Below are 15,321 nucleotides of genomic sequence, written 5' to 3'. Positions count from 1 at the left end.
CAGAACCTGGCAACCGGGCATTGCCCCCGACCACTAACCCAGAACCCTAACAACCCACCCGAAACAAACCACCCCTAATGGCCTAATTAACCCCAGTAAAAGCAACCCCCTCACCAACATCAGACTGAACGGCACTCGCACCATGCAGCGAGACCTTTGACGTTTCCGGCAACATCAATCCACCGATCAATCCCATCACCGAAATCACGATCAAATACAGCGCAGGCGACATGTTGTTACCCGTCGTCGTGATCAGCCAAGTGGCGACAAGCGGCGCCGTGCCGCCGAAAACCGTATACGCCAGGTTATAGGTAATGGCAGAAGCGGTATAACGCGTGCGCGTCGGAAACACCTCCGACAACAACGGCGCCGTGACCACGCCCGACAACACCGCGCCAATCGCCAGCATCCCCACGCCAATCACCGACGGCAAAAAGCGCCCCGACCCCGCCAGCGAAAACGACGGATAGACGGTCGCGATCAGCACGACGCACGTCGTCAATACAGTCTTCCGGCGCCCAACCCAGTCCGAATACAGTCCGGCCAGCGGACACAGCGCCGCCGCGAAAAACAACGCGATCACCGTAATCAGCAACGACGTTGCGCGATTCAACCCGCCAGCCACTTGCAAATAGGTCGCGAAATAAGTAGTGAACATATAGAACGACAACGCAGTCACCGAGATGAACGCCCCCAGTTTCAAAATGCCCCCAGCCTGCGTGCGCAGCGTGTCGCGCAGCGGCGCATGCGCCACGTCATGCTCGCCTTCAAGCGCGCGGAAAGCCGGGGTTTCGTTGAGATTCATGCGCAAGTACAACCCGATCAGGCCGATAGGCGCGGCGGCCAGGAACGGCACGCGCCAGCCCCAGGCGCTCATGGCATCGGCGGAAAGCGACGCGTCGAGCGCGTACGCAACGATCGCGGCCACCGCGAAGGACGAGAACGTCGATACCGGCACAAAGCTGCCGTAACGCGCCCGCTTGTGCTGCGGCGCGTGCTCCATCACGTAGGCGCATGCGCCCGCATATTCGCCGCCGGCAGAAAACCCCTGCACGCAGCGGATCACCGTCAGCAGGAACGGCGCGAACGCACCGACTGCGGCATAGGTCGGCAACAAACCGATCAGCGTGGTCGCGCCAGCCATCATCAGGATCGTCAACGCGAGCGTGCGCTTGCGGCCAATGCGGTCACCAATCACGCCAAACACAATGCCGCCCAGCGGCCGGAATGCAAACGCCACAGCGAAAACAGCGAAGGTCTTGAGCAGCCCAACCGCCGGGTCGCCGCTCGGGAAAAACTCCCGCGTGAGGATGGTCGCGAGAAAACCGTACGCGGCAAAGTCGAACCATTCGACAAAATTGCCAATCGATGCCGCGAGGATCACCTTACGCAGCGTTTTCAGATCGACTTCAGGGGGCGATGCTTCCAACGTTCTCGACATTCGATGACTCCCGGGAAAAGGAACGGTGATGCAGGATGGTTTTTTTAGCGGGCCGGCACACCGGAAACGCGCTGGATGGGTCCCTTTGAGTAGATGCGACCATAAACCCCGCTCCTAGAACGATCGCGTCATGGTGATAGGACCGAAGCGACATCGCAGCCGACGCGAGCACAGCGCTTCTGATGAATGTGAGCACGCCTATCACTTGCAAAATCTGCGCGCAACGGACGTTCGCACGTCATCGTTACCGGCTCACAAAATAGCTCACCTAATAGCTCACCGAATTACCCACCGACAGGCCGTGGCGGGAACGCGCACTGCTGAATACATCGTCAGCCGCCGTCCGGCGAGCCCATGGAAAAGCCATCCCATCCATTCAAGGAGCAACGATGAAAGCACTCGTGTACGAAGGTCCGCGCAAGGTGACAGTGAAGGAGATGCCGGACGCGAAAATTCAACGTCCGACGGACGTGCTCGTCAAGATCACGACCACGAACATCTGCGGCTCGGACCTGCATATGTTCGAAGGCCGGACCGACATGGAAACGAACCGCATCTTCGGTCATGAAAACCTGGGCGTGGTCGTGGAAGTCGGCAACGCCGTCGAACGGATCAAAAAAGGCGATCGCGTCTGTCTTCCGTTCAACATCGGCTGCGGATTTTGCAAGAACTGCGAGAAGGGCCTGACCGGTTTCTGCCTGACGGCCAACCCGGGCATGGCGGGCGCGGCGTACGGTTTTGCCGGCATGGGACCGTACGAAGGCGGACAGGCCGAATACCTGCGTGTGCCGTTCGGCGACTTCAATTGCCTGTTGCTGCCACCCGATGCCGAGGAGAAGGAAAACGACTACGTGATGCTGTCCGACATCTTTCCCACCGGTTATCACGCGACCGTGCTGGCCGGCGTGGAACCGGGCGACAGCGTGGTCATCTATGGCGCCGGTCCGGTCGGATTGATGGCCGCGATGTCGGCGTCCATCAAAGGCGCGAGCAAGGTGATGGTCGTCGATTCACACCCCGACCGGCTCAGGCTGGCGGAGAAGATCGGCGCGATCCCCATTGACGACAGCGATGGTTCATCGGTCGAGCAGGTCCTGGAGATGACTGGTGGCGAAGGCGCGGACCGGGGCTGCGAGTGCGTCGGTTATCAATGCAGTTGCAAGGGCCATGAAGTGCCGAACCTGACGATGAACAACCTCGTCAAGTCGGTGCGGGCGACAGGGGGTATCGGCGTGGTGGGCGTGTTCGTGGCGGAAGATCCGAAGTCGGAGGACAAGCTGATGCAGAAGGGTCAGCTCGCATTCGACTTCGGCACGATGTGGATGAAGGGCCAGCACATTGCGACGGGGCAGGCCAACGTCAAGGCGTACAACCGCAAGCTGCGCGACCTGATTGCTGCGGACAAGGCGAAACCATCGGTGATTATTTCGCATGAGTTGCCGCTTGCGAAAGCGCCCGAAGGTTACCAGCACTTCGATGCGCGCGACAACGGTTGGACCAAGGTGGTGCTCAAGCCGGCGGCTTGAGTCCGTCGCATGCATGTACGCTGGTCAAGGTCGAGGGCCGAGGCAAAGCGCCGGGAAACCGGCGCTTTTTTGACTGCGTGCAGCTAAAAACAGTCACTTCTTCCCATGCGTGCCGACGTATTTGAACGTCCCTTGCGCACTTGCAATCAGCAGCTTGTCGTCCACCCATGCTTCGCCGCGAGAGAAAAAGATGCTGCGCCCTTGCCGCTCGATAAACCCCTTCGCCGTGACGCTTTCGCCTAATCCCGTATCGAGATAATTCACCGTCAGCGAAAGCGTGAAACCATGAATGACCGTTTCGCCTTCTGCTGCATACACGCCGGCGTAGCCGCACGCGGCATCGAGTAAAGTCGCCACCGCGCCGCCTTGCAACACGCCCTGCCGGTTGAGGTTACGGGCTTGAATCGGCATGCGGAACTCGGCGTAACCGCTCTTCCACGCAACCAGGCGCGCATCGAGGAATTCGAGAAACGGATTGTCGAGAATGAAATCGGACATCGGAAAAATCTCCTGCCGCAAAGTAATGTTCAACCAGGACTGTGCCATGACGAAACGTTTTGCGTGCGAAGGCCCTCGCCCGCCCCTCGCGCAAGCCTTTCCAATTTGGAAACGGTCGTGGAAAATCCGCTGATTTTCAGGCCGTCGACTCAGGTTCATCATGTCCGTATAACGCACCGCCATCCGACATGAGGAGCCCCATGAAACGCCTGTATATCCAGGAAGTCGCGACCCGCGACGGCTTTCAGAACGAAAAACAATTCGTCGATACCGACGCGAAGATCGCCCTGGTCAACGCCCTGAGCGCCTGCGGATTCGCGAAGATAGAAGTGACGTCGTTTACATCGCCGAAAGCCATTCCCGCGTTGCGCGACGCTGAAGCCGTGATGCATGGCATCGCGCGGCGTGACGGCGTGGTCTACACCGCGCTCGTGCCGAACGTGCGCGGGGCGGAACGCGCGTTGTCATGTGGTGTCGATGAAGTCAACCTCGTGATGTCGGTAAGCGAGACCCATAACCGCGCGAACCTGCGCATGAGCCGCGAACAGTCATTCGCGCAATTGTGCGAAGTGATCGGCGTGGTGAAAGCAACGCCCGTAGCCATCAACGTGTCGTTGTCCACGTCGATGGGTTGCCCCATGGAGGGGGACGTCGCGGCAGAAGAAGTGCTGCGCTGGACCGAGCGTTTCGCGGGACTCGGCGCGCACGGCGTGACGCTCTGCGACACTACCGGCATGGCGTTTCCCTCACAGATGAAGGCACTATGCGAACGCGTGCGTGAGGCATTCCCCGCACTCGAACTCACGCTGCATTTCCACAATACGCGCGGCATGGCACTGGCCAATACGCTGGCGGCGCTAAGCGCGGGCATCGATCGTTTCGATGCATCGCTCGGCGGCATTGGAGGTTGTCCCTACGCACCCGGTGCAACCGGCAACGTGTGTACGGAGGAACTGGTACATATGCTGGAACTGGACGGCTACGACACCGGCGTCAATCTCACCGCGGCGCTCAACGCAGCAGCGTTGCTGCCGGGCCTGATAGGCCACGACGTGCCGAGCCAGATCCTCAAAGCGGGCCGCCGGCTCGACCTGCACGAGGCACCGCCAGTTGACGCAGGCTGCGCCCCCGCACAACAGGCATTTGCCAAGGAAGGAGCCTGACATGGCCATTATCGATCATCTGGATCACCTCGTTCTGACTTGCGTCGACGAAGCCGCGACGCGCCATTTCTACACTGAAGTCCTGCAAATGAAGCTTGAAACCTTCGGCGCGGGAAGGACTGCGTTCAAGTTCGGAAACCAGAAAATCAACGTGCATGTGCGGGGCAAGGAGTTCGAGCCGAAGGCGCATGTACCGGTGCCGGGCGCGCTGGACCTGTGCTTTATTGCGGCCGTGCCGCTGGACGACGTGATCGCGCACCTGAAGCAGTGCGAGTGGCCGATCATAGAAGGACCGGTTGAGCGTACCGGCGCCACGCAGAAAATTCGCTCGGTCTACCTCCGCGATCCCGATCTGAACCTGATCGAGATTTCAGAGTTGATTTGAGAGGCCGCGCGGGGGGTTGCCGGGCAGCAGCGTTTATTGCGTCCGAATACGCCCCTATAAGCGTCAACAAATGGCGCACGACGCGTTCGCGGCAGCGGCATGCCTCGCGCTACACCTGAGTGCTCTCTCACTCCGGTAGCCGAATCCCCGACAAGCGCTCACACGCCTCGATCAATCGATCCTGCAAACCCGCATCGTGGACGGCCGCGCTCGGCTCGCGCCGTTTCATATGGAAGAAATATTCACCGGTCACCCTTGCAGCAGGATTGTCGCTGACGGCGAGCCACGCCTGTGTTTGCGGCGCCGCTTTCAGGTCATCGGGTGCGCCAGCGCCGCCCATCCTGGTCGGTACCCAGCCCGGATGCACCGCATTTGACAACACGCCAGGCCAGCGGCGAGCCACGCCGAACGCAAGCAAGATGTCGTGCAATTTTGAATCGGAATAGGCGCTTGCGCCTTGCCAGGACCGCTGTTGCCAAAGCAGATCGTCGAGACGGGTATCGCCGCTTTCGTGCAGGCCCGAGCTGAGATAAACCAGGCGTCGGGGCTTATCGATCAATGCAGTCAGGATGTAGGGTGCGAGCGTGTTGATCGCGAATACATGCGGCAAACCATCCACGGTCTCGATGCGCCGCGGCTCGCGATACCCCACGGCGGCGTTATGAATCACGGCATCGAAGTGTCCAAGCCGGTTCACCTGCTGAGCCACGCGGGTAGTCTCTTCGATACTCGACAAATCGCCGGACACGGCAGCTTCCGCGCCCGATACGGCTTGCATCGCTTGATGCGCACGCTCGGCATGGCGGGCATGCAGCACCACCTGATGGCCTTGCGCGATGAGCAGACGGGCGGCCATTTGACCGAGTCCATCGGCGGATCCTGTAATGAAAATGCGTGACATGGCGCCACCCTTTTAAAGATCAGACGAATAACAACTGGAAGAATATCGATCTGGCAAACGTGAAAGCGAGCGTAGCGTGAGCGCTTGCCGTTAGCGAGCGCGTGCCGGTCATCAAGCCCATGACATGCAGTCATGGACGGTAAGCACCACGGTAAGCACCAGGGATACTTAGTAAAAAACGATGTTTGCATCAGACGCGCGGTCAGCTAAAGTAATCGATCACGCCCTTTTTCGAGTGAGCGAATCATGGACGTTCCCGAGCATGTTGCCGACATCGCCACGCCCAAACCGTCGCGGCTCTTTTCGTCATCCGCGCGTGATGCGGGCCTAAGCCTCGTCCGCAATCTATCGATACCAAAGCCCTTTCCCGAAGCCGCCTTCGAAATCCAGTTCCTCGAAGACCACAGCCGTCGTTTCTGCGCGTTTCGCCGTGCGTCGGCGCTGCTCGCGCTGACCGTATGGGTCTGCTTTCTCTGGTACGACTTCAACTTCGGGCGCGAAAGCGCGGTGCTTGCCCCTGTCTTCATGCAGATCATGGCGCTGCGGCTGGCCGGCATTGTGTTGCTGGTGTTCGTCGGCAGCCTGACCTTGAGGGCCTCGTTCGCGACGCATGCCACGTCCCAGCGCGTGATCCTCACCGGCGTCTACGGCTGCAATCTGATACTGCTTCTGCTGGTGGCTTTGTCGCCGGGACCGTTCAATTACACGTGGTATTTCGTTGGCCTCTACCTCGTGTTTTTCTTCCAGTTCGGCTTCTTCTACCTGAAGTCGAGGGTGGCGCTGACGGCTGCCGTGGTCACGTTTTCGTCGATCATCCTGCTGCAGCTGACCATCAGGATTCTCTCGCCCGAAGACTTCTACATGGGCCTGTTCTATCTCTTCAACGTGGTCGTGATCGGTCATGGCGTGTGCGTGCATGCGGAGCGGGTATCGCGTGAGCGCTTCGCGGCGGAGCGTGCGCTCGGCGTGCTCAATAACGAGCTCCTCACCGCAAACGTTCAACTGGAACGAAAGAACCTGGACCTGCTGGCATCGAAGAAAGATCAGGATACCAAAACAAACGCATTGCTCGCGCTCAAAGAGCAACAGATGCTGGCCGCGGAAACCGCAAGCCGGGAGAAATCGAATTTCCTCGCCGCCGCCACGCACGATTTGCGGCAGCCCATGCACGCGCTCAATCTCTTCCTGCAAGCTGCCTCCGAAGCGCTGCATCACGACGATGTCACCGAAGCCGCCCGGCTGATCGATGAATCCGGCCGGTCGTCGGTGATCCTTGCGCGCTTCCTCAACGCAGTACTCGACCTCTCGCGGCTCGAGTCAGGCCGGGTCGTGCCGCGCTATCACGTGTTCGACCTCAAGATCGCCGTGCTGGAAGCGGCTGAACAACTGCGCCCGCTCGCGGCCATGCACGGCGTCGAGTTGCGGCTGCGGATGCCTCAGGCGCCCGTGTACGTACGCAGCGACGCGCACTGGCTTGGGCGGGCCATCGTGAACCTGGTGTCGAACGGCATTCGTTACGCCGATGCCAGCAAGAAAGCCAAGCCCGTGGTTATTGTGGGCGTGGTGCGGTCGGCCACGCGAACGCGCATTGATGTGGTGGACAACGGCATTGGCATTGCATCGGAACATTGGGATTCGATCTTCCAGCCGTTCTTCCAGGTGGGCAACGCCGAGCAGGACAACGATCGGGGACTGGGCCTCGGCCTGTCGATCGTGAACGCCGTGGTGTCCATCCTGGAGGAGCATCGGATCGAGTTGAAATCGACTGAAGGGCGCGGTTCGCGCTTCTCGCTCGAAATGCCCATTTGCGGTTCGCCTCTCGGCGAAACCGCGCCGCGTGCGCGGGGTGAGACCGCCGATTTGCAGACCGTGCCGCTGGACGGACTCTATGTGTTGCTGGTGGAGGACGACAGCCTCGTGCGGGCATCGACGGAAGCGTTGCTCGTGCAATGGGGCGTGCTGTTCGACTCCGCGAGCAGCTTCGAAGAGTTTGAGGAAACGCTGAACACCATCGAACGTTATCCGGATCTCATCATCACGGATTTCCGTTTGCGCGATTCGAAAACAGCACGCGACGTGGCCATGCTCGGTGCGGCGAAACTCGGGCGGCGCTGCCCGTGCCTGGTCGTCACTGGCGAGCCGGCTGCGACCATCGTGCCGCTTGCATGCGACCACGACGTGCTGAGCAAGCCGGTTAGTCCGGCGGAGTTGCGCCGGCAGATTGCGTCGCTGATATCGGGGCGCTCGGTGGGCGATGCCACGAAGGTTTGCTGAAGGAAGATGAATCGACCGCCCGGAGCGCGAGCGGTCGTCAAGCCCGCCTGCACATGTCGCCGGCAAAAGGCAACAAAGCCAACAAATGCAACTTCAGAAGGCTTCAGCGCCAGCCGCCGGGCCGCAGCCGACCTCGGCATGCATGTTGTCCCGGGTAATGCCAGCCTGCAGGTGATTGAGGTCATACGCGGCGAAACGCGCAGGCATCGTGGCGATGCGTCCGGCTTCCGCGTCGGCAACAAGCCGCGCGCCGCTGTTGCCGGTTTTTTCTATCACAACAGGCATGTGGAATCCCGGTATTGGCCTCGTCCTGCCACGGCGGCAAAACCTCGGCGCCATTGTAGAGGCACAAATACCGGCAAAACCTCATCACACTTATTTTTATCAATCTCTCAGGTCCAGCCTTGCCTATCGGGGCGCGCCCGCAATCGCCGTGTTGCCCATCGGCATCTCGATCCCCCGTCGCGCCATTTCCACGATCAGGAACGTCCGCCGAGTCACATGAAACCGGGCGAGGAGATCGCTTGAGTACTCCTTGGCGGTGTTCTCGCTGATATTCATTTTTCTCGCGATCGCCTTGTTCGACAAACCCTGCAACAAATAGCGCAGCGTCTCGGTCAGGCGGGGTGGCAAGTTCAACGACTCCACTGTCACGCCGGAATGCGTGGACACCGGCTTGGGGCTGTGGCCGCCCTTTCCCAGCACGCTATTGGGCAAATACACGCGGCCGCTCAAAATCGTCTTGAGAGCCTCGCGGAACACGCCCGCCCCTTGCTCACTCGCCTTCGAAATAAAGCCGCATGCGCCGCTCCTGATGCATTCCAGCACCGTATCGCGGTCGTCTTGTGCGGACAGCATGATGGTCTGTACCTCGCGCTCCTGCTCCCCGATCCAGTTCAGCAGATCGAGTCCCGTGGAATTGCCCCGTAATTGATAGTCGAGGAAAACGAGATCGTACGAGCGTGCGGACAGCTTCTCCGTCGCCTGTTCGAAGCCGTCAGCCTCATCGATATCGAGCAACGGTTCATTGGCCAGGATCAGGCTTTTCATGGCGCTTCTCGTGAGCCCCTCATCCTCGACCAGCAGCACCGTTTTGAAATTGCCGTTTTCCATCGCTATTCCCGTAAATCACACCCTGATGGTAACGGCATGTCGAGGTCTCGCCACCCCCCCTTTCGCAGGGATACGAAGGGGGGTCCGCGGCCCCCTCGAAAAATTCGCACGCGTCCCCTCCTCGACCGGGTTTTGCGGCAAACGCTTAACCGCGACACTGACTCATCGGTTCCGCAGCAATCCCATCGCCGGATTCGAAGCTGCCGTCAATGGAGGTGATACGGCCCGGCGCCCGTCCCGTTACATAAAACCATGAGGAGGACACCATGAGCAGTCGTTCAGGCACTGATGACGAGAGACACTTTGCATTATGGAGCGGCAAGCAGGCACGCATGCCGATTGGCTCACCGCGGGTACTGATCGCCCACCAGGACAAACTGATCGGGGAATCGCTCGCCGCGCTGCTGCGGCTGACGGGGTTGCAGGTCATGCATACCCAGAACCTGAAATCGGCGCGTTCGCTGCTGCAAAACTGGAAGCCCCAGGCACTGATACTGGACACGCGGCTCGACAGCGAATCCGGTTACGCCTTCATCGCCGCGCTGCGCCCCGACGCCGACATCACCGGCCGGCTGCTGGTCGCGATCAGCAATATCTGGCCCGCCGATCCTATTGAAACCCTGAAAGATGCAGGCTTCGACGCCCACTGCCGGCGTCCCTGCGCCACCTGGCGCCTGGCGGAAATGCTGGCCACCTACTTCTCGATACCGAAGCGGCACCAATACTGAAGCTGAAGCTGCGTTGAAAACACGTTGAAACAGCGCCGATGCCGACGTCGACGCCACTCACACGGGCAGCACCGAGAGCAGCCTCAAGCAGGCGGGAGCGGTCATCGCGCGGAGGCCGGCGACAACGCCGATCAGGAGGGCAAGAAGATATAGGGACATCGACGGCTCCAGTTCCTGGTGCATTCGGGATGAGCGCACTGCTGGGGTGCACGTGCTCGCCCGGCAGGAATACCGCAAATTCGCGGCATTAGAAAGGGATAAAGACACGTCGATGCAGCGATCGAGCCGTTGACGGACAAGCGAACGTTTAAAAGCCAGCGTATCGATACATAGAGAGTTCAGTGCGACGAGACCAACTCATAATCATTCGTACAACGAAATATAATTTTTCGATAGCGTCATACGGATATAAGGACGTAATGCGATTCAGCGTATAAACGCGCAGCCCACCGAAACGCCTATAGGTACAGTTAAAGGCAGCGCGACCGCAGTCGCGCCGCTTCATTCACCCGCCGGACAGTGGCACAGTGCGTTAGAACGTGCTCCAGCCCTCCTCGCCGGCACCTGCCGTTTTCAGTGGTGCAACCAACACGGCAGGCGAGCGTTTAATAGCTCGTTTGGCGACCGGCAAAGCCGCAGCGCGAACTGCCGGCTTAACCGTCGACGCAGCCGCCAGCGCAACCGCTGGACGTGACGCAACCGTCGCGCCCTCCATCTGGAAGAACGCCACCGCCTCCGTCAACTGCCTGCCCTGATCCTGCAGTGACTGCGATGCCGCCGCCGCTTCTTCCACCAGCGCTGCGTTCTGCTGCGTGACCTCGTCCATCTGCGTGATGGCCTGGTTCACCTGTTCTATGCCTCGCCCCTGCTCAATCGATGCCGCCGCAATCTCCTCCATGATGTCAGTCACTCGCGCGACCGCCTGGGTCACCTCCGACATCGTCTCGCCGGCCTGACTGGCAAGCGCCGAACCGTTCTGGACCTGCGTCACCGAGTTCGCAATCAGATCCTTGATCTCCTTGGCCGCATTCGACGACCGTTGCGCGAGACTGCGCACTTCGCTCGCGACCACCGCGAAACCGCGGCCCTGCTCCCCGGCCCGCGCCGCTTCAACCGCTGCGTTCAACGCCAGGATATTGGTCTGGAAAGCAATCCCTTCGATAATCCCCGTGATCTCCGCAATCTTCGCCGAGCTTTCGCTGATGCCGTGCATGGTGTCGACCACCTGCCCGACCACCTTGTTGCCACGCTGGGCGACATCCGAAGCGCTTGTCGCCAGCGCGCTGGCCTGCTGCGCGTTTTCGGTGTTCTGCTTGACCGTCGACGTCAGCTCTTCCATGCTCGCCGCCGTTTGCTCCAGCGACGCCGCCTGTTCCTCCGTGCGCTGGCTGAGGTCGGTGTTCCCCGTTGCAATCTCCGACGACGCACTCGCGATGCTGCCGCTGCTTTCACGCACGCGGCTCACCGTTTCGATCAGCCGCGCGTTCATGTCAGCGAGCGCGCCGAGCAACTGGCCCGTTTCATCGTTCTGAGTAACCACGATGCGGCTGCGAAGATCACCGCGTGCCACCGTGCTGGCCACATCGACGGCACGCCGGATCGGCAGCGTGATCGAGCGCGTGATGAAGGCGCCCGCCGCCAATGCCGTGGCGATCGCGGCCACGCAAATGGCGATCAGCAGGTTGCGCTGCATCTGATACTCATCTTCCGAGTCGCGCACCAACTGGTCCTGGCGGCTGCGCGTGAAATCAGCGTAGGCATCCGTCGCCTTCACGAGCGCAGCCAGCAGAGGCCGGCATTCGTCATCCATCTTGACAATCGCCTCGTCGTGCTTGCCCGCAAGCGCGAGGGCCACGATGTCGTTCGCAACCGGCCCGTACAGCGTCTCCACGCGATCGATTTCGCCCACCAGACTGCGTGCGGTATCGCTGCTGTCGGGTCCGCTCGTGACCATGGTTTTCAACAGTTTCAGCTTCGCATGCACGTCTTCCGACGCTCGCGCGACGTCGGCCTTCTCGGTTTCCAGGTCCGACGGTTTCGTCACCAGGACAAGATTGCGCGCTGCAATGGCACGTCGGTCGACTGCAGTGCGAACCTGCGTTGCCACGTCGGCCCGCGCGCCAGGACCATGGACGTAGTTCGAAAACTCATCGGTCGAACTGCTCAGCGCGTGTAGCGACATCGCTGACACACCGAGCACAATGGCTGAGAGCACACCAAATCCAGCAATAAGCTTGCTTTTGATGGTCATGTCTTTGAGATTCACGTGGTGACTCCTGCCCGAACGGGCTCTTGAGCGCTGAATAGCCGCCGCCGTTCTTGGCCCCCCAAGCGCCGGCAGCGGTATGAGTGCAACGCGGACAGGTCGATCCCGTGTCCGCGCGCCGTGCCTGTCGCAAAGTGTTCATTGACGGCGAGGCTCTCACCCTCAAACGCGCCAAGCTTTTCCTGATGTTCCGTCACACATTTGTCGACATAGGCAAAGGGTTTAACGACCGTACCGGAGGGTTGCTTAAGGTAAATATGCAAAGTTTTTACGGGTATTGTGGAGTTCGTTTTTAAGCCGATGCAGGACAAGCGCAACGGCGTCCCGATAGAGCAAAACGCTTTCGATGGACTTGAGACGAAAACGGCGCACCAGATGGTGCGCCGACGGGACACATGCGCTTGTCGCGCGTGCCGGGAAACTATGAGAGCAAGCCGGCTAGATCGAACTTGGGAAAACAGATGTCTGGGGCATGCTTTTAACCGCAAGCCGTTTCGATGAATCGAGTAATGATTCACCGCGGACCCACAAGGGACCTACCGCTAACCCACCGCTAACGATCAGCCGCGGGTGTCGACCCATTGCCGCGCCCACTGGCGCGAATGACCGAGCGCTTGCGCTTCGTTCTTGAAGTAATCGAGAACGTGGAACTGGTAGCGGTTGCCCTTCTCGCTGCCGCTATGGCGCTCGAGCAAAAGGTTCGACGCGAATGATCCATCAGGCAGACGATGCGCGGAAGGAACGACTTTATAGCCGTTGTACAAATAAATATTAGAGTTATGCATAAGTGATACACACGAACAAACGCGGGTCCGACAAACATTGATTGTCAGGACGCGTTGATAACAGGCACGAGGCCTTAAAAATTCGCAGAGGAGACAGCAGAAAAACAGCAGAAAGCAGCCGAAATCACAAGCGCGCCAACGAACAATTAGCGTTCGTTTTAGATCGCAACGTGTGGCAGCGAAGTTGCAGGAGATTGCAGAGGGACTAAAGCGGACTAAAGTGGAAGTGCAAACAGATGCAAGCAGAGGCAGACAGGTGCAATGCTGGTGGTAGCGGCGCCGTTCAACAAAATCGACTGCCGCAACCGGGAACCGAAGCTCCGCGAAAACATTTACTGCTCGCGTAAATTGGCGTGAGCCAACTTACGCGATAAATCAATTACACCACCAATTACAGCGGGGTAATGTTCGAAGCTTGCAGACCCTTCGGGCCTTGCTTGGTTTCGAAGCTAACCTTTTGGTTTTCGGCGAGCGTCTTGAAGCCGTCGCTACGAATTTCCGAAAAGTGGGCGAAGAGGTCGTCGCCGCCTGCGTCAGGCGTGATAAAGCCGAAGCCCTTGCTGTCGTTGAACCACTTGACGATACCGGTATCCATGAGAATTCCTTGAAAATATAAAAATGATGCAACCCCGTATTGAGGCGAGAGAAGCTTCAAGGAAGTGAGAGGACAACAAATACCGCGGAGATAACGAGGCAGAATGATGAACAGCAATCGAGCTTCTTGAATACTTCGACCTTCAGGTTACGTGTCGCGGGGTAAGGTGTCAAGCTATTTCGGACCGCGCCTAGTCACACAATGAAACGACCCTCGCCGATTTGCGGTGGACTGCCGCCGCTCCACGCGCCCGGCAAGTACTGTCTGGTCGACCACAACTGTCACTCAGGCACCGCGATGTCACCGTCCACAAGGCTTGCGCCATATTGCTCCGCGTAATCGCGCGCGCTTTGTGCGTCGGGGAAAAGCGGCATGTCCGCGCAACCGACAAACGGATAGATCACGCGCTTGTCGCTCAGCCGCGTGATACGTAGCGTGGGCATGGTGCCGCCCGTTGCGCGCCTTGAGGAGGCCGCCACGTTGTAATTGGCCCACCCGGCCGGCTTGTCGGCCGTCCGGTTATCGAGCGAAGAGGCCACGGGCGGATGATCGAGCGAATAACTCATAGATCGGCGATCGATTCGCCCGCGACGTTGCCGTCGATCAGGCTTTCTGCATAACGCGTGGACGCCAGGCGCGCTTCGCCCGAGCCGCTAAACGGACCGGTGCCCGGCACGCGATACACGCGGCTGGTGGTCGTGCTGTCATCCACGCCGCGCCGCGAAATCTTCACGGCGGCGTCAAAACCCGAGTCGTAATGGCGGGAACCGTCCGCACCGCGCGGCTTGTGCGGGTAGATCAGGGGATAAATTTCGAGGCCGCGATAGCTTCTTACAGTGTCGTTCATGATGTTCTTAAGTTATTGCGCGACGCCCCGAGGTCTTGTCACGCGTGGCTACTGCGAGCGTTGCCGCTCATGTGGCGTTGTCTGCGCCGCCTGGCTGCGAAGGTGCGGACGGTGGCACCGGCGCAGATGGCTGGAACCGCCGCACCGAGCGGGAAAAGCGCCCGCTTCGCGCGTTATACAGTGCACCGGCCTGAACCTTGCCGTCGATGATGTCTCGACCATATTGCATGGCCAGATCAATAGCGTCGTCGGCGCTGGCCGGCTCGACACCCTTGATGGCTGGTGAATAGCGCTTGGACGTGGCGCTGTCGGACGGTACGGTGTCTATCTGAACAATCGCGGAAAAACGCTTGGGACCTTTTGCAAATGGATCGCCATGCGGCGGGAAAATCTGCTGCGAATAAGCACGCAATGCATAGCCGCGATATTCGATGGTATGGATGGTCATAACGCACTCGCTGGACACACTGCGCTGACCGTCGTGGAAATCTGCTGAAGACCGATATGCAAACTGACGGTCATCGGCATCGGAACGATTAAGAATGCGCTAAATCGTTGCGTGAGGCAAGGCAAATCGAAGTTTGCCCGGCATTGCAAGGATGGCGGAGTCGCTTGACCAGCGCAGGTGCCACGACAATTTTTAAAGCATTAGTTGAAGTACGCCGGTCGCATTTCCCTGTGATTGCACAAATTTCGTATGAGACGGTATTTTTGGCCGAATCCGAATCTGGATACCGATTAAAGTCGTTTTAGTGCGTCAAACGCCGAGTGAAAACAAGGCTCCCGGACAAAAACAGAT

Annotated in this window: 16 protein-coding genes; 5 read left to right on the top strand and 11 right to left on the bottom strand. The window is 59.5% G+C overall.

Translation table 11 applies throughout. The annotated features are described in order from the left end of the window. Positions 1-82: 82 nt before the first annotated feature. Positions 83-1,441 (bottom strand): MFS transporter, encoded by a 1,359-nt coding sequence (locus HB376_RS04815; RefSeq protein WP_213762262.1) that lies wholly within the window; start codon positions 1,439-1,441, stop codon positions 83-85. Positions 1,442-1,830: 389 nt separating this feature from the next. Between HB376_RS04815 and HB376_RS04810 the strand changes: the two genes are divergently transcribed. Next, on the top strand, positions 1,831-2,967 hold the full coding sequence (locus HB376_RS04810) for a glutathione-independent formaldehyde dehydrogenase (protein ID WP_213762261.1): 1,137 nt from the start codon (positions 1,831-1,833) through the stop codon (positions 2,965-2,967). Positions 2,968-3,060: 93 nt separating this feature from the next. Here HB376_RS04810 and HB376_RS04805 read toward each other — a convergent pair whose 3' ends face one another. Then, on the bottom strand, positions 3,061-3,465 hold the full coding sequence (locus HB376_RS04805) for a PaaI family thioesterase (protein ID WP_213762260.1): 405 nt from the start codon (positions 3,463-3,465) through the stop codon (positions 3,061-3,063). A gap of 200 nt (positions 3,466-3,665) precedes the next feature. Between HB376_RS04805 and HB376_RS04800 the strand changes: the two genes are divergently transcribed. Further along, positions 3,666-4,628, top strand: coding sequence for a hydroxymethylglutaryl-CoA lyase (locus HB376_RS04800; protein WP_255631155.1), 963 nt, complete (start codon positions 3,666-3,668; stop codon positions 4,626-4,628). Position 4,629: 1 nt separating this feature from the next. Beyond that, a complete protein-coding gene (locus HB376_RS04795; protein WP_213762258.1) occupies positions 4,630-5,013 on the top strand; it encodes a VOC family protein in 384 nt (127 codons plus the stop codon). A gap of 127 nt (positions 5,014-5,140) precedes the next feature. On the opposite strand, the gene HB376_RS04790 is transcribed toward HB376_RS04795, so the two are convergent. Beyond that, a complete protein-coding gene (locus HB376_RS04790; protein ID WP_213762257.1) occupies positions 5,141-5,914 on the bottom strand; it encodes an SDR family NAD(P)-dependent oxidoreductase in 774 nt (257 codons plus the stop codon). Between the two features lie 246 nt (positions 5,915-6,160). On the opposite strand from HB376_RS04790, the gene HB376_RS04785 reads away from it, so the two are divergent. Then, positions 6,161-8,188 (top strand): hybrid sensor histidine kinase/response regulator, encoded by a 2,028-nt coding sequence (locus HB376_RS04785; protein ID WP_213762256.1) that lies wholly within the window; start codon positions 6,161-6,163, stop codon positions 8,186-8,188. A gap of 93 nt (positions 8,189-8,281) precedes the next feature. Here HB376_RS04785 and HB376_RS04780 read toward each other — a convergent pair whose 3' ends face one another. Together HB376_RS04780 and HB376_RS04775 are read right to left on the bottom strand one after the other, a co-directional pair. Beyond that, entirely contained in the window at positions 8,282-8,473 is a 192-nt protein-coding gene (locus tag HB376_RS04780; protein ID WP_213762255.1) for a PbsX family transcriptional regulator, read from the bottom strand. A gap of 123 nt (positions 8,474-8,596) precedes the next feature. Continuing rightward, entirely contained in the window at positions 8,597-9,301 is a 705-nt protein-coding gene (locus tag HB376_RS04775; RefSeq protein WP_213762254.1) for a response regulator transcription factor, read from the bottom strand. 266 nt (positions 9,302-9,567) lie between these two features. Here HB376_RS04775 and HB376_RS04770 point away from each other — a divergent pair, with 266 nt between their 5' ends. Then, positions 9,568-10,029 carry a response regulator gene (locus HB376_RS04770; RefSeq protein WP_213762253.1) on the top strand — a complete coding sequence of 154 codons (462 nt, stop codon included), beginning with the start codon at positions 9,568-9,570 and terminating at the stop codon, positions 10,027-10,029. A gap of 532 nt (positions 10,030-10,561) precedes the next feature. Here HB376_RS04770 and HB376_RS04765 read toward each other — a convergent pair. The 6 genes from HB376_RS04765 to HB376_RS04740 form a co-directional block, all read right to left on the bottom strand. Beyond that, entirely contained in the window at positions 10,562-12,280 is a 1,719-nt protein-coding gene (locus HB376_RS04765) for a methyl-accepting chemotaxis protein (protein WP_213762301.1), read from the bottom strand. Between the two features lie 575 nt (positions 12,281-12,855). Further along, a complete protein-coding gene (locus HB376_RS04760; RefSeq protein ID WP_213762252.1) occupies positions 12,856-13,080 on the bottom strand; it encodes a hypothetical protein in 225 nt (74 codons plus the stop codon). 391 nt (positions 13,081-13,471) lie between these two features. Beyond that, entirely contained in the window at positions 13,472-13,675 is a 204-nt protein-coding gene (locus tag HB376_RS04755; protein ID WP_031362000.1) for a cold-shock protein, read from the bottom strand. 281 nt (positions 13,676-13,956) lie between these two features. Beyond that, positions 13,957-14,241: a DUF6723 family protein gene (locus HB376_RS04750; protein ID WP_213762251.1), complete on the bottom strand. Its 285-nt coding sequence runs from the start codon at positions 14,239-14,241 to the stop codon at positions 13,957-13,959. Then, a complete protein-coding gene (locus HB376_RS04745) occupies positions 14,238-14,522 on the bottom strand; it encodes a hypothetical protein (RefSeq protein WP_213762250.1) in 285 nt (94 codons plus the stop codon). The genes HB376_RS04750 and HB376_RS04745 overlap by 4 nt, the downstream gene beginning before the upstream one ends. A 67-nt stretch (positions 14,523-14,589) precedes the next feature. Continuing rightward, a complete protein-coding gene (locus HB376_RS04740) occupies positions 14,590-14,970 on the bottom strand; it encodes a hypothetical protein (protein ID WP_346730439.1) in 381 nt (126 codons plus the stop codon). Between the last annotated feature and the right edge of the window lie 351 nt (positions 14,971-15,321).

It is taken from the genome of Caballeronia sp. dw_19 (assembly GCF_018449515.1).
Taxonomy (GTDB): domain Bacteria; phylum Pseudomonadota; class Gammaproteobacteria; order Burkholderiales; family Burkholderiaceae; genus Caballeronia.
This window is presented reverse-complemented; position numbering and strand designations above follow the sequence as displayed.